This window comes from Mesorhizobium sp. P2_D1 (assembly GCF_056404455.1).
Genome location: NZ_JBFUDZ010000029.1, coordinates 17,095 through 31,878, shown reverse-complemented (window position 1 = coordinate 31,878; position 14,784 = coordinate 17,095). Strand labels below are relative to the sequence as shown.

17 protein-coding genes are annotated in these 14,784 nt (G+C 63.0%); 9 read left to right on the top strand and 8 right to left on the bottom strand.

What is annotated here, in order from left to right; genetic code table 11:
- Nucleotides 1-2: 2 nt before the first annotated feature.
- From AC1D0I_RS20520 to AC1D0I_RS20510, 3 genes are all read left to right on the top strand, one after another.
- Nucleotides 3-611 (top strand): cupin domain-containing protein, encoded by a 609-nt coding sequence (locus tag AC1D0I_RS20520; protein ID WP_457153034.1) that lies wholly within the window; start codon nucleotides 3-5, stop codon nucleotides 609-611.
- Nucleotides 601-1,686, top strand: coding sequence for an ABC transporter ATP-binding protein (locus AC1D0I_RS20515; RefSeq protein WP_477397319.1), 1,086 nt, complete (start codon nucleotides 601-603; stop codon nucleotides 1,684-1,686). Before AC1D0I_RS20520 ends, AC1D0I_RS20515 begins: the two co-directional genes overlap by 11 nt.
- A gap of 379 nt (nucleotides 1,687-2,065) precedes the next feature.
- Nucleotides 2,066-2,419: a SnoaL-like domain-containing protein gene (locus tag AC1D0I_RS20510; protein WP_477397317.1), complete on the top strand. Its 354-nt coding sequence runs from the start codon at nucleotides 2,066-2,068 to the stop codon at nucleotides 2,417-2,419.
- A 100-nt stretch (nucleotides 2,420-2,519) separates the two neighbouring features.
- On the opposite strand, the gene AC1D0I_RS20505 is transcribed toward AC1D0I_RS20510, so the two are convergent.
- The 3 genes from AC1D0I_RS20505 to AC1D0I_RS20495 are packed head-to-tail and all read right to left on the bottom strand — an operon-like array spanning nucleotide 2,520 to nucleotide 3,921.
- Complete coding sequence (locus AC1D0I_RS20505) at nucleotides 2,520-2,999, bottom strand: SRPBCC family protein (RefSeq protein WP_477397315.1); 480 nt, start codon at nucleotides 2,997-2,999, stop codon at nucleotides 2,520-2,522.
- Nucleotides 2,996-3,352, bottom strand: coding sequence for an ArsR/SmtB family transcription factor (locus AC1D0I_RS20500; protein WP_477397313.1), 357 nt, complete (start codon nucleotides 3,350-3,352; stop codon nucleotides 2,996-2,998). The genes AC1D0I_RS20505 and AC1D0I_RS20500 overlap by 4 nt, the downstream gene beginning before the upstream one ends.
- A 5-nt stretch (nucleotides 3,353-3,357) precedes the next feature.
- Nucleotides 3,358-3,921 carry a dihydrofolate reductase family protein gene (locus AC1D0I_RS20495; RefSeq protein ID WP_477397311.1) on the bottom strand — a complete coding sequence of 188 codons (564 nt, stop codon included), beginning with the start codon at nucleotides 3,919-3,921 and terminating at the stop codon, nucleotides 3,358-3,360.
- 154 nt (nucleotides 3,922-4,075) lie between these two features.
- Here AC1D0I_RS20495 and AC1D0I_RS20490 point away from each other — a divergent pair, with 154 nt between their 5' ends.
- The gene (locus tag AC1D0I_RS20490) at nucleotides 4,076-4,432 is read left to right on the top strand and encodes an ArsC family reductase (protein ID WP_477397309.1); all 357 of its coding nucleotides are present in this window, start codon (nucleotides 4,076-4,078) and stop codon (nucleotides 4,430-4,432) included.
- A gap of 246 nt (nucleotides 4,433-4,678) precedes the next feature.
- Here the strand turns inward: AC1D0I_RS20490 and AC1D0I_RS20485 are convergent, their stop codons facing one another.
- The 3 genes from AC1D0I_RS20485 to AC1D0I_RS20475 are packed head-to-tail and all read right to left on the bottom strand — an operon-like array spanning nucleotide 4,679 to nucleotide 7,308.
- Nucleotides 4,679-5,035, bottom strand: coding sequence for a DUF488 domain-containing protein (locus AC1D0I_RS20485; protein ID WP_477397307.1), 357 nt, complete (start codon nucleotides 5,033-5,035; stop codon nucleotides 4,679-4,681).
- 21 nt (nucleotides 5,036-5,056) lie between these two features.
- Complete coding sequence (locus tag AC1D0I_RS20480) at nucleotides 5,057-6,313, bottom strand: aminopeptidase (protein WP_477225985.1); 1,257 nt, start codon at nucleotides 6,311-6,313, stop codon at nucleotides 5,057-5,059.
- A gap of 26 nt (nucleotides 6,314-6,339) precedes the next feature.
- On the bottom strand, nucleotides 6,340-7,308 hold the full coding sequence (locus tag AC1D0I_RS20475; RefSeq protein WP_477397305.1) for a LysR substrate-binding domain-containing protein: 969 nt from the start codon (nucleotides 7,306-7,308) through the stop codon (nucleotides 6,340-6,342).
- Between the two features lie 94 nt (nucleotides 7,309-7,402).
- On the opposite strand from AC1D0I_RS20475, the gene AC1D0I_RS20470 reads away from it, so the two are divergent.
- The 3 genes from AC1D0I_RS20470 (at nucleotide 7,403) to sbmA (ending at nucleotide 10,421) form a co-directional block, all read left to right on the top strand.
- Entirely contained in the window at nucleotides 7,403-7,627 is a 225-nt protein-coding gene (locus tag AC1D0I_RS20470; protein WP_477397303.1) for a hypothetical protein, read from the top strand.
- Nucleotides 7,628-7,890: 263 nt separating this feature from the next.
- Nucleotides 7,891-9,048 carry a YbfB/YjiJ family MFS transporter gene (locus AC1D0I_RS20465; protein ID WP_477397301.1) on the top strand — a complete coding sequence of 386 codons (1,158 nt, stop codon included), beginning with the start codon at nucleotides 7,891-7,893 and terminating at the stop codon, nucleotides 9,046-9,048.
- 113 nt (nucleotides 9,049-9,161) lie between these two features.
- Nucleotides 9,162-10,421, top strand: a complete 1,260-nt coding sequence (gene sbmA / locus AC1D0I_RS20460; RefSeq protein WP_477397300.1) for a peptide antibiotic transporter SbmA — start codon at nucleotides 9,162-9,164, stop codon at nucleotides 10,419-10,421.
- 30 nt (nucleotides 10,422-10,451) lie between these two features.
- Here the strand turns inward: sbmA and AC1D0I_RS20455 are convergent, their stop codons facing one another.
- Complete coding sequence (locus tag AC1D0I_RS20455; protein ID WP_477397298.1) at nucleotides 10,452-11,459, bottom strand: polysaccharide deacetylase family protein; 1,008 nt, start codon at nucleotides 11,457-11,459, stop codon at nucleotides 10,452-10,454.
- Nucleotides 11,460-11,651: 192 nt separating this feature from the next.
- Between AC1D0I_RS20455 and AC1D0I_RS20450 the strand changes: the two genes are divergently transcribed.
- Nucleotides 11,652-12,317 carry a tetratricopeptide repeat protein gene (locus AC1D0I_RS20450; protein WP_095091881.1) on the top strand — a complete coding sequence of 222 codons (666 nt, stop codon included), beginning with the start codon at nucleotides 11,652-11,654 and terminating at the stop codon, nucleotides 12,315-12,317.
- On the top strand, nucleotides 12,314-13,753 hold the full coding sequence (gene der, locus AC1D0I_RS20445) for a ribosome biogenesis GTPase Der (protein ID WP_095091882.1): 1,440 nt from the start codon (nucleotides 12,314-12,316) through the stop codon (nucleotides 13,751-13,753). Before AC1D0I_RS20450 ends, der begins: the two co-directional genes overlap by 4 nt.
- Nucleotides 13,754-13,780: 27 nt before the next feature.
- Here der and AC1D0I_RS20440 read toward each other — a convergent pair whose 3' ends face one another.
- The gene (locus tag AC1D0I_RS20440; protein WP_477397296.1) at nucleotides 13,781-14,704 is read right to left on the bottom strand and encodes a LysR substrate-binding domain-containing protein; all 924 of its coding nucleotides are present in this window, start codon (nucleotides 14,702-14,704) and stop codon (nucleotides 13,781-13,783) included.
- Nucleotides 14,705-14,784: the final 80 nt, after the last annotated feature.

Genomic DNA, 14,784 nt, shown 5'->3' with positions numbered 1-14,784 from the left:
GCATGGACATGCTGGACGAAGCGGCTGAAAAGCCGAAGGACGATGCCGATGTGCGGGTTGGCCGGCGCGTGCGGGCGTTGCGGCTTGAGCGCAACCTGTCGCTGGCCGATCTGGCCGCCAGGGCCGGCGTGTCGATTGGCGCGCTCAGCCAGATCGAGCGCGGCATGTCCTCGCTGCGCGTCAAGGTGATCTGGCCGCTGGCGGCCGCCCTCGATATCGAGCCGTCGGCGCTGATCGCCGACGGCAACGATGCCGTTAGCGATCTCTATTGCGTGCGTGCCAACAGCCGCCGCGCCATTCCGGTGAAGTCCGAAGGCATTGCCAAGGCGCTGCTGTCGCCGCCGGGTGCGACGCTGACTGGCATGCTCGTGTCGGTGGAAGCAGGCGGCGGCACCGCCGAGGCCTATGCCCATGCCGGCCATGAATTCGGCTTCGTCGTTTCGGGTGAGGTCGAACTGGTGGTGGATTCGACGAACTACGTGCTGAAGACCGGCGACAGTTTTGCGTTCAAGAGCACGCTTTTGCACGCCTTCCGCAATCCGGGCGCCGAGCGCTGCCAGATACTCTGGGTCAACACCACCAAGCCGTCCGAGGTTCGCGATGGCGCCTGATCCTCTTGTCCGGCTGCAGGCGGTCTCGAAGATATTTCCAGGCGGCATTGTCGGCCTCGACGCCGTCGATCTCGACATCGTCCGCGGCGAGTTTCTCACACTGCTTGGACCGTCGGGTTGCGGCAAGACCACGAGCCTGCGCGTCATCGCCGGCTTCGAAAGCCCGTCGAGCGGCAAGGTGCTGCTCGACGGCCGTGACATCACGGCACTCAGGCCCTACGACCGGCCAGTCAACACCGTGTTCCAGGACTACGCGCTGTTTCCGCATATGAACGTTGCCGAAAATGTCGGCTTCGGTCTGTCCTTGCGAAAACTTTCCGGCGCCGAGCAGGCAAAGCGCCTCGGCGAAGCCCTCGATATGGTTGGTCTGGCCGACAAGCTCGGCGCCCGCGTCTCCGAACTGTCGGGCGGCCAGCGCCAGCGCGTCGCGCTCGCCCGTGCCATCGTCTGCGAACCGCGTGTGCTCTTGCTCGACGAGCCGCTGTCGGCACTCGACGCGCATCTGCGCGAACAGATGCAGGTCGAGCTGAAGCGGCTGCAGTCGCGGCTCGGCACCACCTTCGTCATGGTCACCCACGACCAGACCGAAGCGCTGTCGATCTCCGATCGCATCGTCGTCATGAACAAGGGCCGCATCGAGCAGATCGCGCCGCCGGCAACGCTCTACGACCGGCCCGCCACCACATTCGTCGCCAGTTTCATCGGCACCATGAACCTGTTGCAGTCGCGTTTTATCGGACGCGACGGCGATCGCCTGCGGTTCGCCGCCGGGGCCTTGCCGCTGGAAGCGACCTCCGAAACCGGCGAAGCTCCGGCCGAGGGCACGATCCGCACCGTCGGCGTGCGGCCCGAGGATTTGCTGGCGGCCACCGAGGCGGCACCCGGCACGGCGCCGGCCCGCGTCAACAGCATCGTCTTTCACGGCCGCACGTTGCGCCTACATGCCGAGCTCGGGCAGGGCGCCCCGATCGTCATCGATGCGCCGCGCAAGGCCGATGGTTTTCAATTCAGCGTCGGCGATGTGGCGCATATCAGCCTGCGCCGCGGCGCCAACTGCCCTATGCTGCCAAGCTAGTTTCACCGACATTGGCCGCCACTCCTCGAGGTCAACGGCATCGTCGGCTACGGGGCGTAGGCGTGGAAATTTCCACGCTTGACTCGAAGCTATGTTCCTGTTTTGTTCTTTATCGTACAAGGCAGGAGCGTACTTCTGCGGGCGTATGCGTATGTATCTGCAAGGCGAAATCGACTTCGGCATTCCAAAGCGGTCATGGTGGCCTAAGCGGCCGGCCGCTGAGGGCGATGTGATCCGCCGATCGCTCCCTCAAATCGTCGTCACATACCCCGCGCGATATCATCATCCTGACATGGCTTGTCAGCTACCAAGCGGATTGATGATGGCAGGCCAACAGGCTGTCCCCTAATTGCAATGCGTCTGAACAGGAGGAACACAAATGACCATCGCGGAAATTGCCAAGGATTTCACCGAACTCCTACAGCAAGGCGACCGCCACGGTGCCGCTGAGAAATACAATGCCGACGAAATCGTCAGCTACGAAGCCATGGAGGGGCCGATGGCCGTCTCCCATGGCAAGGAGGCCCTCAAGCAGAAGGGCCAGTGGTGGCAAGAGAACCACGAAGTCCATGGCGGCTCGGTCGAAGGCCCTTATGTCAACGGCGACCAGTTCGCAGTGCGCTTCAAGTTTGACATAACGCCCAAGGCTACGGGCGAGCGTGTCACCATGGATGAGGTCGGCGTGTACACGGTCAAGAACGGCAAGATCACCGAAGAGCGCTTCTACTACTGAGGCCGGAAATAATACCGGCTTCCGCGAGCCTGCTCTCTTCGCTGCAGGGTTGAAAAATAGGCATGGCGGCCGGGACGATAGCCCGGCCGCATGTGAGAGCTCAGATCGTCTTCACATACTCTGCCAGTTGATCCGCCACCGTGCCCCAGCCATCGAAGAAGCCCATCTCTTCATGGTTCTTGCGGGTCGCTTCGTCGCGGTGGATGGCGGTGGCGGTGTAGCGCGTACCCTTGCCGTCCGGCTTCAAGGAAATGACCGCGGTGATGAACGGCTCACCTGACGGCCGGTAACCCGGCAGCAGCGCATCCGTCCACACCAGCCGCTCGTTCGGCACGATTTCCAGATAGCAGCAATGTCGGTCGCTGACCTCCTTGCCGTCAGGCGACTGCATGCGCGTGCGAAACAGCCCGCCCGGCCGAAGGTCGATCTCGCAGTCGGTGACGGTCCACGGCTTCGGAGTGAACCACTGCTTGACATGGGCAGGGGTCGTCCAGGCTTTCCACAACAACTCGCGCGGCGCATCGACGACACGCTCGAGCACGAGGTCCAGTCTGGGGTCCGGCTTGAACGGATAGCTCATGCGTCTTTCTCCTTCAGGGTCATCACATAGGCGTCGAACTGGTCGAGGCGGCGTTCCCACAATGTGCGCTGTTCGGCCAACCAGTTTTCGGCAAGCTTCAGCGGCTCAGGCGCCAATTGATAGGTTCGGACCCGGCCGGTCTTTTCCGAGCGCACCAGTCCGCAGCCTTCGAGGACCCTGAGATGCTCGATGAACGAGGGCAGGGCCATGTCGAACGGCTGGGCGAGTTCGCTGACCGAGGCGGGGCTGCGGTTCAACCGCTCCACCACGCGTCGCCGCGTCGGGTCCGACAGGGCGCGAAAAATACCGTCGATTGGTGGCGGTGTTTGTGTCGCGGATTGCAGACTTGTCATGGCGATCACCGCTCGACACGATAGGTGAGCACCACGGCGCCGTTGGCGAAAGAGCGTGTCTCGACCAGCCTGAGGTCCGTCGCGTCCTCGGTCCTGTCGAAAAGCTGCGCGCCGCTGCCGAGTATGACCGGGAACACCATCAACCGGTATTCGTCGACAAGGTCGTGCTGCTTGAGCGCATTGACCAGCGTGCGGCTGCCGCCAACGACGATATCGCCTTTCAGATCCTGCTTGAGTTTACGGATGGCGGCCATCGGCTCGCCTTGAAGGACTGTCGTGTTGTTCCAGGCCGGGGTCTTCACCGTCGTCGACACCACATATTTCGGCATGCTGTTCATCCGGTCGGCAAAGGCGCCTTTGTAGGTCGGCCAGGCGTCGGCGAAGCTTTCATAGGTCACCTGGCCGATCAGCAGCGCTTCGTGGTCCAGGACCTCTTGGAATTTGTACTCGATCTGTCCGGCCTCGTGCCGTTTGCCGACCCAGTTGGTGTGCCGGTAGCCCGGCTCGCCTCCCGGCGCTTCCATCACGCCATCAATGGAGATGAGTTCCGATACAACGATCCTGGCCATGGTCATTCCTTTCCGGTTTTGGCCATTACTTAGGAAAATTCCTTAGTGTTGGCAACAGCCAAAATTCGAAGGATGCCAACCAGGGGTGCTGGCAAAGCGGGAAGGGCGGTTCTAGGCTGGGAGCGGATTCGACTGTCAGTTTGGGGAAGTGCGCTTGACCATCACGATGTACGGCATCACCACCTGCGACACGATCAGGAAGGCACGCGTCTGGCTGGAAGGTCATGATGTGCCCTATCGTTTTCACGACTACAGGGTGGAAGGGCTGGAGGCGAAGCGGCTGGATGGCTGGGTCGGCAAGGTCGGCTGGGAAATCCTGCTCAACAAGGCAAGCACGACCTTCCGTGAATTGGCCGACACGGACAAGCAGAACCTCGACGAGAAGAAGGCCAAGGCGCTCATGCTGGCCAAGCCGACCATGATCAAGCGGCCGGTGCTGGACCTGGGCGACAGGATTCTGGTCGGCTTCAAGCCGGATGTTTATCAGCAGGCGGTGGCCAGTTTTAAGTAGGAGCAGTAGGACGGCGAAGCTGCCGATCTCCCCCCTTGCGGGGGAGATGGCCGGCAGGCCAGAGGGGGGTGGGAAGGATCGCCAACCGTCGGCCGACTTATTCCAAAGGGGCCTGTCGAAGCACGTGGCCGCAATTGCAATTAGTTGACAGACCGGAGGGACAGCACCCCCCTCTGCCCTGCCGGGCATCTCCCCCGCAAGTGGGGAGATCGACCAATCGCCACCGTTGCAGGGAATAGGCGCCCTTCAATCCGACTTTCTGAGATACGCCGCCAGCGCCACCGCATTGTTGTGCGCCTCGTCATGCGCACCATAGAGCAGCGTGACTTTTCCCTTGTCGAGCAGCGCACGCAACTGCCCGACCGCCTCTGCATTCCCGTCCAACTCAGCCCGATATCGCTTCTGAAACTCCGCCCAGCGCCCCGGCGCATGGCCGAACCATCCGCGCAAGCCGTCGCTCGGTGCGATCTCCCTCAGCCATAGCGCCAGCACGGCTTCTTGCTTGCTGACGCCGCGTGGCCAGATCCGGTCGACCAGAACCCGTTGCCCATCGTCGGGCGCCGGCGGCTCGTAGATCCGCTTGACCGCCAGGTCGAAGGCCATCGGACCCTCCTCAGGGGCCTGTCAGGCCCATTCGCCCTTGCGCATCACCGGCACACGGGCGCCATCCTTGTGGACGCCATCTATGTCGATCTTGTCCGAGCCGATCATCCAGTCGATGTGGATGAAACTCTTGTTGCCGCCGCGTGCGGCGATTTCGTCCTGGCTGAGCGAGGCGCCGTCGACGAAACACTTCGAATAGCATTGGCCGAGTGCGATGTGGCAGGCGGCGTTCTCGTCGAACAGCGTGTTGAAGAACAACAGGCCGCTGGCCGCGATCGGCGAGGAATGCGGCACCAGCGCCACCTCGCCGAGACGGCGCGCGCCCTCGTCGGTGTCGAGCACCTTCTTCAGCACGTCCTCGCCCTTCGAAGCCTTCGCCTCGACGATCCGGCCCTCCTCGAAACGCACCGAGATCTCGTCGATCAGCGTGCCTTGGTAGGACAGCGGCTTGGTCGAGGAGACATGGCCCTCAACGCGCCTGGCATGCGGCGTGGTGAAGACTTCCTCGGTCGGGATGTTCGGGTTGCAGGTGATGCCGTTCTTGGCGGTCGAGGCGCCGCCCATCCATTCGTGGCCGTCCGCCAACCCGACGGTCAGGTCGGTGCCCGGCCCGGTGAAATGCAGCGCATGGAAATTGTGGCCGTTGAGCCATTCGGTGCGGCCACGAAGTGCTGCATTGTGCGCCTTCCAGTTGCCGATCGGGTCCTCGACGTCCACCCGCGACGCCGCGAAGATGGCGTCGGCGAGCTTCGCCACGGCAACGTCGTCGGCATCATCTGGGAAGACCTGCCTGGCCCAGGCGAGATCCGGATAGGCCACGATGTTCCAATTGATATCGAAGCCGGTGATCTTCTCCAGTGCCGGCTGATAGGCCATCGAATTCGCCTTGTTGGCGCGCGCCACTTTCGCCGGATCCTGCGCCGACAACAGCGACGGATCCTCGCCGCGCACGGCAAGCCGCGCGGCATTGTTGGCGAAGGCCTTCGCCATGCCTTCATAAAGCCAACCGGCGGCGCGGTCGAAACTGGCATCGGCGCCGAAGCGATAGCGCGCCAGCGTCATCTCGTCGTCGTTGAAGATCGGCGTCACCAGCCCGGCGCCGGCCTTGTAGGCATGCTCGACGATCCGCCTGGTCAGCGGCAGCGCCGCGATCGACGACGTCAGCACCAGATCCTGTCCGGGCTGCAACTGCAGCCCGACCTTGATTGCGACTTCCGCCAGCCTGTCGAGCTTCACCGGGTCTATCGATGCGGCAACGCCGCGCGAATGTGTGGTCATGATCCTGCCTGCCGTAGTTTGATGTCTCACTTTACATAGAACGGCGCCACGGTGCTTTCCACCGCGATCCCACCGGTGGGCGCGGTGGCCGCATTCGGCGACCCGAACTGTGCCATCGTCGCCTCGATCTCTTCCTTGATCCAGATCTTGAAATCCCGGACCTTGCGGTTTTCGGCTTTGGCCGAGGAGGTCACCAGCCAATAGCCGAGGCCGCTCTGGGCGCGGATTCCGAACGGCGCCACGAGCCGGCCGTCGGCCAGCGCATCGGCGGTGAGCAATTGCCAGCCGAGCATCACGCCATGGCCGGCGATCGCCGATTCCAGGCACAGCATCGGATCGGTGAAGCGCGCGCCCTTCAGGAAGGTGACGGGTGGAACACCGGCTGCCTCGAACCAGCTTTCCCAATTGATCATGGCCCGCTCGTCGGTGATGGCGCAGGTCTGGGCAAGGTCCTCGATCGATTTCAGCTTCCTGGCGATCACCGGGGCGCAGACCGGAAAGACTTCCTGGGCCAAAAGCAGTTCCGCCCTCCCGCCCGGCCATTTGCCGTCGCCGAGCCGGATGGCAATATCGATGTCGGAGTGGTCGAGATCGGCCAGCCGCACCGAAGCATCGATGCGCAACAGCACGTTGGGATGCCGCGCAAAGTGACGCGACAGCCGCGGCAGCAGCCACTTCGAGGCAAAGGCCGGCGCCACCGAAACCACCAATGTGCATTGCGTCGCCTCGTCGGCCAGCGCCACGGCGTGGGCAAGCTCGCGAAACCCCACACCGAGGCGGGCCGAGAAGGCAGCGCCGAACTCGGTCAGCACGAGACCGCTCGCCGTTCGCTCGAACAGCGCCTGGCCGAGCTGCTTCTCGGTGCGGCTGATCTGCTGGCTGACGGCGCTGACGGAAACGTTGAGTTCTCCGGCGGCCGCCGCGAGCGAGCCGAGACGGGCGACGGTTTCGACGGCGCGAAGGCCGTTGAGATGGACGCGATTGAGCATGGCCATTTGAGTTTTTCTAAACCGATCCGGCTGAAATCTCAATTGAAAGACACATCGGAACGGCACACTTTACGGAGGGAGCCAGACCCGTGGAGCCAAAATGCTGAGCATGTTGTCATCGCTGAAGATCTTTTTCTCGACCCATGCTCCGCAAGAGCCAAGCCGGGAGAGCGTGACGCAGAGATGGCTGACCGATCCGCTTTCGCATCCTGTGCTCAACACCATGTCGGAGCGCGAATTGGGTGATGTGCCGTTCAGGCTGACGGCGCGGCGGACGGTGCACGAGACTGCTGCATGGCATGCCGGTTTTGGTGGACGCTGCTGAGAGCCTGTTTGGAAATTCTACTCTGGCGGCCATCTGATGGCGTTTTCTGCGCTTCCGTTGCTCACGGACCAAATGTCCGCTGCTCTAAGGTTCTCGAAACCACCACCATATGACTCGACAGAGCGAATTTCGAAGCAGTCTCTGAACGGACGCCTCGCTTTCCGGCTTAGGCAAAAGTCGAGGCGAGCGCCGCGCATTGCGACCGCGCTGGCCCAACCAAAGGTGGATTGTTTCACCGGCTCGCGCACTTATTGTGCACTGCAATGACACCCACCTCGACAGCACTGCGTTTCGCCATCGCGGGTATGATCGCCATGGCCGTTGCCATGGGCATCGGGCGCTTTGTCTACACGCCGATCCTGCCTGGCATGATGGAGGAGCTCCATCTGTCGCCGGCCGATGCCGGGTGGATCGCCTCCGCCAACTATCTTGGCTACCTCGTCGGCGCGCTGGCGGCTGCGGGCGGTTGGGCGCAGGGACGTGAACGCATGCTGATGCTGGTGGGTCTCGGCGCCAGCACGGCCCTCGCTGCGTTGATGGGCCTGTCCGACACGATGGTCGCCTTTCTCGTCATCCGCTTTCTGGCCGGCCTGACCAGCGCCTTCGTCATGGTGTTCATGGCCAGCATCGTCTTCAGCCATATTAACGCTGCCGGCCGCGGCGACCTGCAGGCGTGGCATTTTGGCGGCGTTGGTCTCGGCATCGCGGTGTCCGCGGCGATGATGGCGGCGCTGGTCGCCGAACATGCCGGCTGGGCGGCTGGCTGGCTCTGGTCGGCGGCAATTTCGGCTTGCGGTTTCGTCGTCGTCGCGCTGTTGGTGAACGAAGGCCCACTCGCCAATGGCGACGCCGCGCGCGAGCCGGCGCTGCCGAAGAACTGGTCGCTGATGAAGATCATCGTCGCCTACGGCCTGTTCGGTTTTGGCTATGTGGTGACGGCGACGTTCCTGGTCGCCATCGTCCGGCAAGGCGGCGGCAGCCGCGTCTTCGAGGCGATGGTGTGGATGGTCGCCGGCCTTGCCGGTTTTCCCTCCACCTGGCTCTGGCAGAAGATCGCCGCCCGGATCGGGCTTTACGCAGCCTATGCGCTGGCATGCTTCATCGAAGTTGCGGGCGTCACCGCCAGCGTGGCCATCGGCGGCAGCACAGGGCCGCTGCTTGGCGGCCTGCTGCTCGGCGGCACCTTCATTGCCATCACGGCGCTTGGCCTGCAGGCCGCGCGGCACCAGGCACCAAAAGCGCCGCGGCGTATCTTTGCCTTGATGACGGCGTCCTTCGGCCTTGGCCAGATCATCGGCCCGATCGCCGCCGGGTTGCTGGCGCAGATGTCAGGCGATTTCTTCCTCGCCTCGATTGCCGCCGCAGTGATGCTGGTCGTCTCCGGCGCCATCACATGGTCGGCTGCGCCAAAATCGCCATGATTGTGGGGTTGCTCGATGCCGGGCATCGGGTAGGCATTTGCTTTCAACCTAATATGTGACTTTATGCCCGCTAAACCCCGCTGATTTGCGCATCGACCGAGGAATCCCCCACAGTGTTCGTATCCTTCTTCCCGCAGCCGAAGCTCTTTTTCTCTTCGGCAGCCATCTGGAGCCTTGCGGCGATCCTGTTCTGGTTTTTCGGCGGCGAGCAGTTGGGCGCCGTTTTCGGATTGCCGCCGGCCGCAGCTGGCGCGCCCCCCATCATCGGCATCGCCATCCTTTTGTCGCCGCCGTTTCTCTGGTTTTATCTCTACTTCGCGTTTTGCGTGCTCGTCTTCTACGCGTTCTGGAACTGGTATTCGCCGCATCCTTGGCAGCGCTGGTCGATCCTGATGACGGCGGTCATCCTGTTCTTCATCTATTTCAATGTGCAGGTCAGCGTCGCGGTCAACGCCTGGTACGGTCCCTTCTTCGACTATGTGCAGGGGCTGATGTCGGGGACTGGAAAGTCGACCAACGGTGAGTTTTACATCGGGCTGGCCGATTTTTCGTGGCTAGCGCTCGTCGGCATGAATGTGCAGGTGGTCAACGCCTTTATCGTCAGCCACTGGATCTTCCGCTGGCGCACCGCGATGAACAATTATTTCGTCGAGAACTGGGGCAGGCTACGCCATATCGAGGGCGCCTCGCAGCGTATCCAGGAAGACACGATGCGGTTCTCGCAGATCATGGAGGATCTCGGCTCGAGCTTCGTCCAGTCGATCATGACATTGATCGCATTCCTGCCGGTCATGATCCAGTTGCAGGCTCACATCAGCGAGTTGCCGATTGTCGGCGCGATCCCGCAGCCATTGGTTGTCGCAGCCCTGGCCTGGTGTCTGTTCGGGACGATCTCGGTGATGATTGCCGGGCTGAAACTTCCGGGACTGCAGTTTCGCAACCAGCGTGTTGAGGCCGCCTATCGCAAGGAACTTGTCTATGGCGAGGATCATGCGGAGAGGGCCCAGCCAGCTACCACCGCCGAGCTGTTCGCGAACGTTCGTCACAACTATTTCAGGCTCTATTTCCACTACATATATTTCAACGTGGTCCGGTATACGTATCTGCAGGCCGACAACATCTTCTCGCTGCTGATCCTTGGGCCGTCACTGGTGGCGCACAAGATAACCTTCGGCGCACTGAACCAGATCTCGAACGCATTCGGCAAAGTGACGAGTTCGCTGCAGTTTCTGCTCACCTCCTGGTCGACCATCGTCGAGCTGCAATCGGTCCACAAACGCCTGCGCGCCTTTGAAGCGACGCTGCAAGGCGAGCCGCYGCCGCCGATCGATCAGCGCTATCTGGAACGCCAAGGCGCCGAGGACCCGGCTTAAAGAGCTGAGGTTTGGAACCGGGTTGGCGGCTCAGCCGCCAACCGATGCCTGTGTCTCGCCGGCTTTCTGCCGCGAAACATAGTCGCGAAAACTGATGCATTCGACATCGGCCTTGACGCAGACCTCGCCGGCGAAGCGCTCCAGCGCGTTCCAGTAGGCGCCGTCATTCATCAGGGCGAAGTGGAAGCCGAGTTCCAGCGGAATGCGCTTGCCCTGATATTGCGCATCGAAGGCGGCGCGAAAGGCATCGTAGGTTCGGTTGGCGAACTCGTCCGCCTTGCTCGGCCGCTCGAAGCCGCCGGAATGTCTGACATAGAGATTGTAATCCATGGCGATCACTGGCCTCGATTTCGGTCCTTCCGGAATCTGCGGCAGTGAAAAGTGCATGATGCCGTGGCTGGCCGTCGGCCGGGCAGGGCCCTGCGAGACGCCGCTGGCGTCGAATTGATAACCGGCCGCCGGCAGCGCCTCGTAGAGCGCCTTGCCTGTCGACAAATACGGCGCGCGGAAACCGACCACCGCATGCCTTGCGAAATCGCGCCAGCCGTTGGGTTCGGGCGCGATGCCGTTGATCGCGTAGGCGTTCTCGAGAATGTGCTCGAACGAGCCGAACTCCTTCAGCCAGTCGGCCTTGCTCCAGTCCTTGCCGTCGAAATGGCCGCAGCCATGGCTGGCGATATCGTGGCCCTCACGCGCGGCAAGTCCGACCTGCTCGAGCCGTTCGCCCACTTCCTGCTTGGAGGCGGCAAAGCCGATGTTGGATTTGCCTGATGTCTTGCCGGGCGCCGTGTATTCCTTGCGCGTTTCCGGCGACAGCAGGAACACGCAGGATAGAAAGTAAGTGAAATGCGCCCCGGTGCGCTGCGCCAGCGCGCGACTGCGCTTCCACTGCGAAATGTCGCGGGCGCTGTCGAACGAGATGATGACGACCTGCCTGGGCTTTGCCGGCGTCGGTGGCGCCGGCGGATCGGCCAAAGCCACACCGGCGGTGGCGAGCGAAGCGAGGGAAAACGCAACAGCGCGGAACGGACGATACATCGGCAATCTGATCTTGACCTCGGAGGATGTCTGGAAGCCGGCTATCGCGCAAATGTGGCGCGGGTGCGATTGGCCTTTTGGGCGGCCCGCCGTGGGAATAGGCGATTTTCCCGCCGAACCCCTTCCATGCCGACAAAATTTCGCTAAAACGCGGGCTGACAACGGCCCGAGAGGGCAGGAATGGTTTGATTGATGTCCGACGACAGTTTTATCCGTGAAGTCAACGACGAGATGCGTCGCGAACAGGCGCAGAAGCTATGGGACCGTTTCGGTCCCGCCTTGCTTGTCCTCGCGATCCTCGTGGTGCTCGGCACCGCCGCCTTCGTCGGCTATCGCTATTGGGACGAGACGCGCGCCAACCGCTCCGGCGATGCGTTCTCGCAGGCGCTGAAGCTTGCCAATGACGGCAAGAACGACGAAGCGCTGACCGCTCTCGACCAGTTGGAGAAGGATGGCTACGGCGCTTATCCGCTGCTTGCCCGCATGCGCGCCGCGACCGTCAAGGCCAGCAAGGGCGACGTCGACGCTGCCGTCAAGGACTTCGACGATGTCGCCGCCGACACGGCCATTCCTTCAGGCATTCGCGACATGGCCCGGCTCAGGGCAGCGCTCCTGCTTGTCGACCATGGCTCCTTCGCCGATGTCTCCAGCCGGGTCGAGGCGCTTACGTCAGACACCAACACGCTGCGCCACACGGCGCGCGAGGCGCTCGGTCTTTCCGCCTGGAAGGAAGGCAAGACCCAGGATGCGCTGAAGCTGTTCGACCAGATTGCCGCCGATGACGGCGCCCCGCGCAACACTCGTGAGCGGGCAACCTTGATGTCCGAGCTGATCCGCGGGTCGGGCAGTGCGTCGTGACCTTCAAAGTCGCCATCATCGGCAGACCTAACGTCGGCAAATCGACTCTTTTCAATCGGCTGGTGGGAAGGAAGCTGGCGCTTGTCGACGACACGCCGGGCGTCACCCGTGATCGCCGCGTGCATGCCGCCAAGCTTTACGACCTGCATTTCGACGTCATCGACACGGCCGGCTTCGAGGATGCCGCCGCCTCGACCTTGCCCGGCCGCATGCGGGCGCAGACCGAGATCGCCATCCGCGAGGCCGACCTGATCTTCTTCACGGTAGATGCCAAGTCCGGCCTGATGCCCGATGACAAGACTTTCGCCGAGATCGTGCGCAAGTCCGGCAAGCCGGTCGTGCTGGTCGCCAACAAGGCCGAGGCGAAAGGCGCCCAGGGCGGTATGCTGGAGGCCTGGGAGCTCGGCCTCGGTGAGCCGATCCCGGTGTCGGCCGAACACGGCCAGGGCATGCCCGACCTGCGCGACGCGGTGATCGGAGCGCTTGGCGAGGCGCGCGCCTTTGGTGAAGAAGAAGACGGCGAAGGCGAAGAGGTCGTCGCCGGCGAGGTGCTGATCGGCGAGGACATCGTCGACCCGGATGCGGAAGATGTGCCTTCATACGACGACACCAAGCCGATGCGCATCGCCGTGGTCGGCCGCCCGAATGCCGGCAAATCGACACTGATCAACGCGCTGATCGGCGAGGAGCGGTTGTTGACCGGGCCGGAAGCCGGCATCACCCGTGATTCCATCTCCGTCGACTGGGACTGGCATGGCCGCCGCCTGAAACTGTTCGACACGGCCGGCATGCGCCGCAAGGCGAGGATCCACGAAAAGCTGGAAGTCATGTCGGTGCAGGACGGCTTGCGCGCCATCCGCTTCGCCGAGATCGTCATCATCGTGCTCGACGCCACCATTCCTTTCGAGAAGCAGGATCTGCAGATCGCCGACCTGATCATCCGCGAGGGGCGGGCGCCGGTGATCGCCTTCAACAAATGGGACCTGATCGACCATCCCCAGGAGCTTCTGGCGGAGTTGCGCGAGAAGACCGAGCGGCTGCTGCCGCAGGTGCGCGGCATCCAGGCGGTGCCCGTCTCGGCCGAAACCGGGCGCGGCCTCGACAAGCTGATGGATGCGGTGCTGAAGACCCACAAGGTGTGGAACAGCCGCGTCTCGACAGGCAAGCTCAACCGCTGGCTGGAAAGCATCCTGGCGCATCACCCGCCGCCGGCCGTCGCCGGTCGTCGGCTGAAGGTCAAATACGTCACCCAGGCCAAGACGCGGCCGCCGGGTTTCGTCGTCCAGTGCTCCCGGCCGGAGGCGATGCCGCAATCCTATGTCCGCTATCTCTCCAACAGCCTGCGTGAAGCCTTCGACATGCCCGGCGTGCCGATCCGCATTGCGCTGCGCACCTCGGACAACCCGTTCGCCGGCAGGGCCAAGAAACGCAGCTGAGCATCGCTGCCCGTCCTGGCGCCATGATCAAGCCACGTCGCGCAAACCGTTTTCGTTGGTTCGCGTATTGTCGGGCAGCGCCTGCCGTGCCGCCTGCAACAATATCTCGGCGAGGCGCGCGACCACCGGCTCGGGTTCGGCGTCCCTGCGATGCAGGAACAACGCCATTTTGGGCAGTGTCGGCAGCCCGGCGATCTCCGGTGTCATCGCGCTGACGCTGGCCGGCAGCCCGATGTCGGTGCGGATGGTCAGCCCCAGTCCCGCCGCGACAGCTGCCCAGATGCCGCCAAGGCTTGGGCTGGAAAAGGCCATCCGCCACGACAGACCGGCGCGGTCGAGCGTTTCGGTCGCTACCGTGCGCAAAAGGCAGGGTGCTTCAAGCGCCACCAGCGGCAGCGGCTCGCCGTTGCGCAGGCTGGTCGCGATGCGCTTTGCCGGGCCGATCCAGCGCATCTGCACGTCGGCGACGTGCTCGCTGTAGGGCAGGGTCTCGCCGCTGTGCCAGGCGAGCGCGATGTCGAGATTGCCTGAAGTGACGCGCTCGGCAAGTTCGTAGCTGCGCGCGATCCTGGCTTCGATCTTGACCTTGGGATGGGCGCGGGCGAAGCGCCCGAGCACGTCAGGCAGCACCGCCTCGCCGAAATCCTCCTGCAGCCCAAGCCGTACCCAGCCTTCCAGCTCGACGTCATGGATGGCGGATGCCGCCTCGTCGTTGAGCTCAATCAGCCGCCGCGCATAGCCGAGCATGGTCTCGCCGGCCTCGGTCAAGGCGAGGCCACGTCCCGACTTGCGGAAGATCGGCGTCGCCGCCTGCTCCTCCAGTTTCTTCAATTGGGCGCTTACCGCCGACGTCGACCGGCCAAGCCGGTCGGCAGCCTTGGCGAAGCTGCCCAGCTCCATGCCGGTGACGAAACTGCGGAGAACGTCGAGGTCGAATGTCACGCGTCGCATGGCAATAGTCCCGATTTTCAGGATAGTAAGTAAAAAACTTCCCGATATTCAGCATGAAGCTATGGCGGTAAAGACGAGGC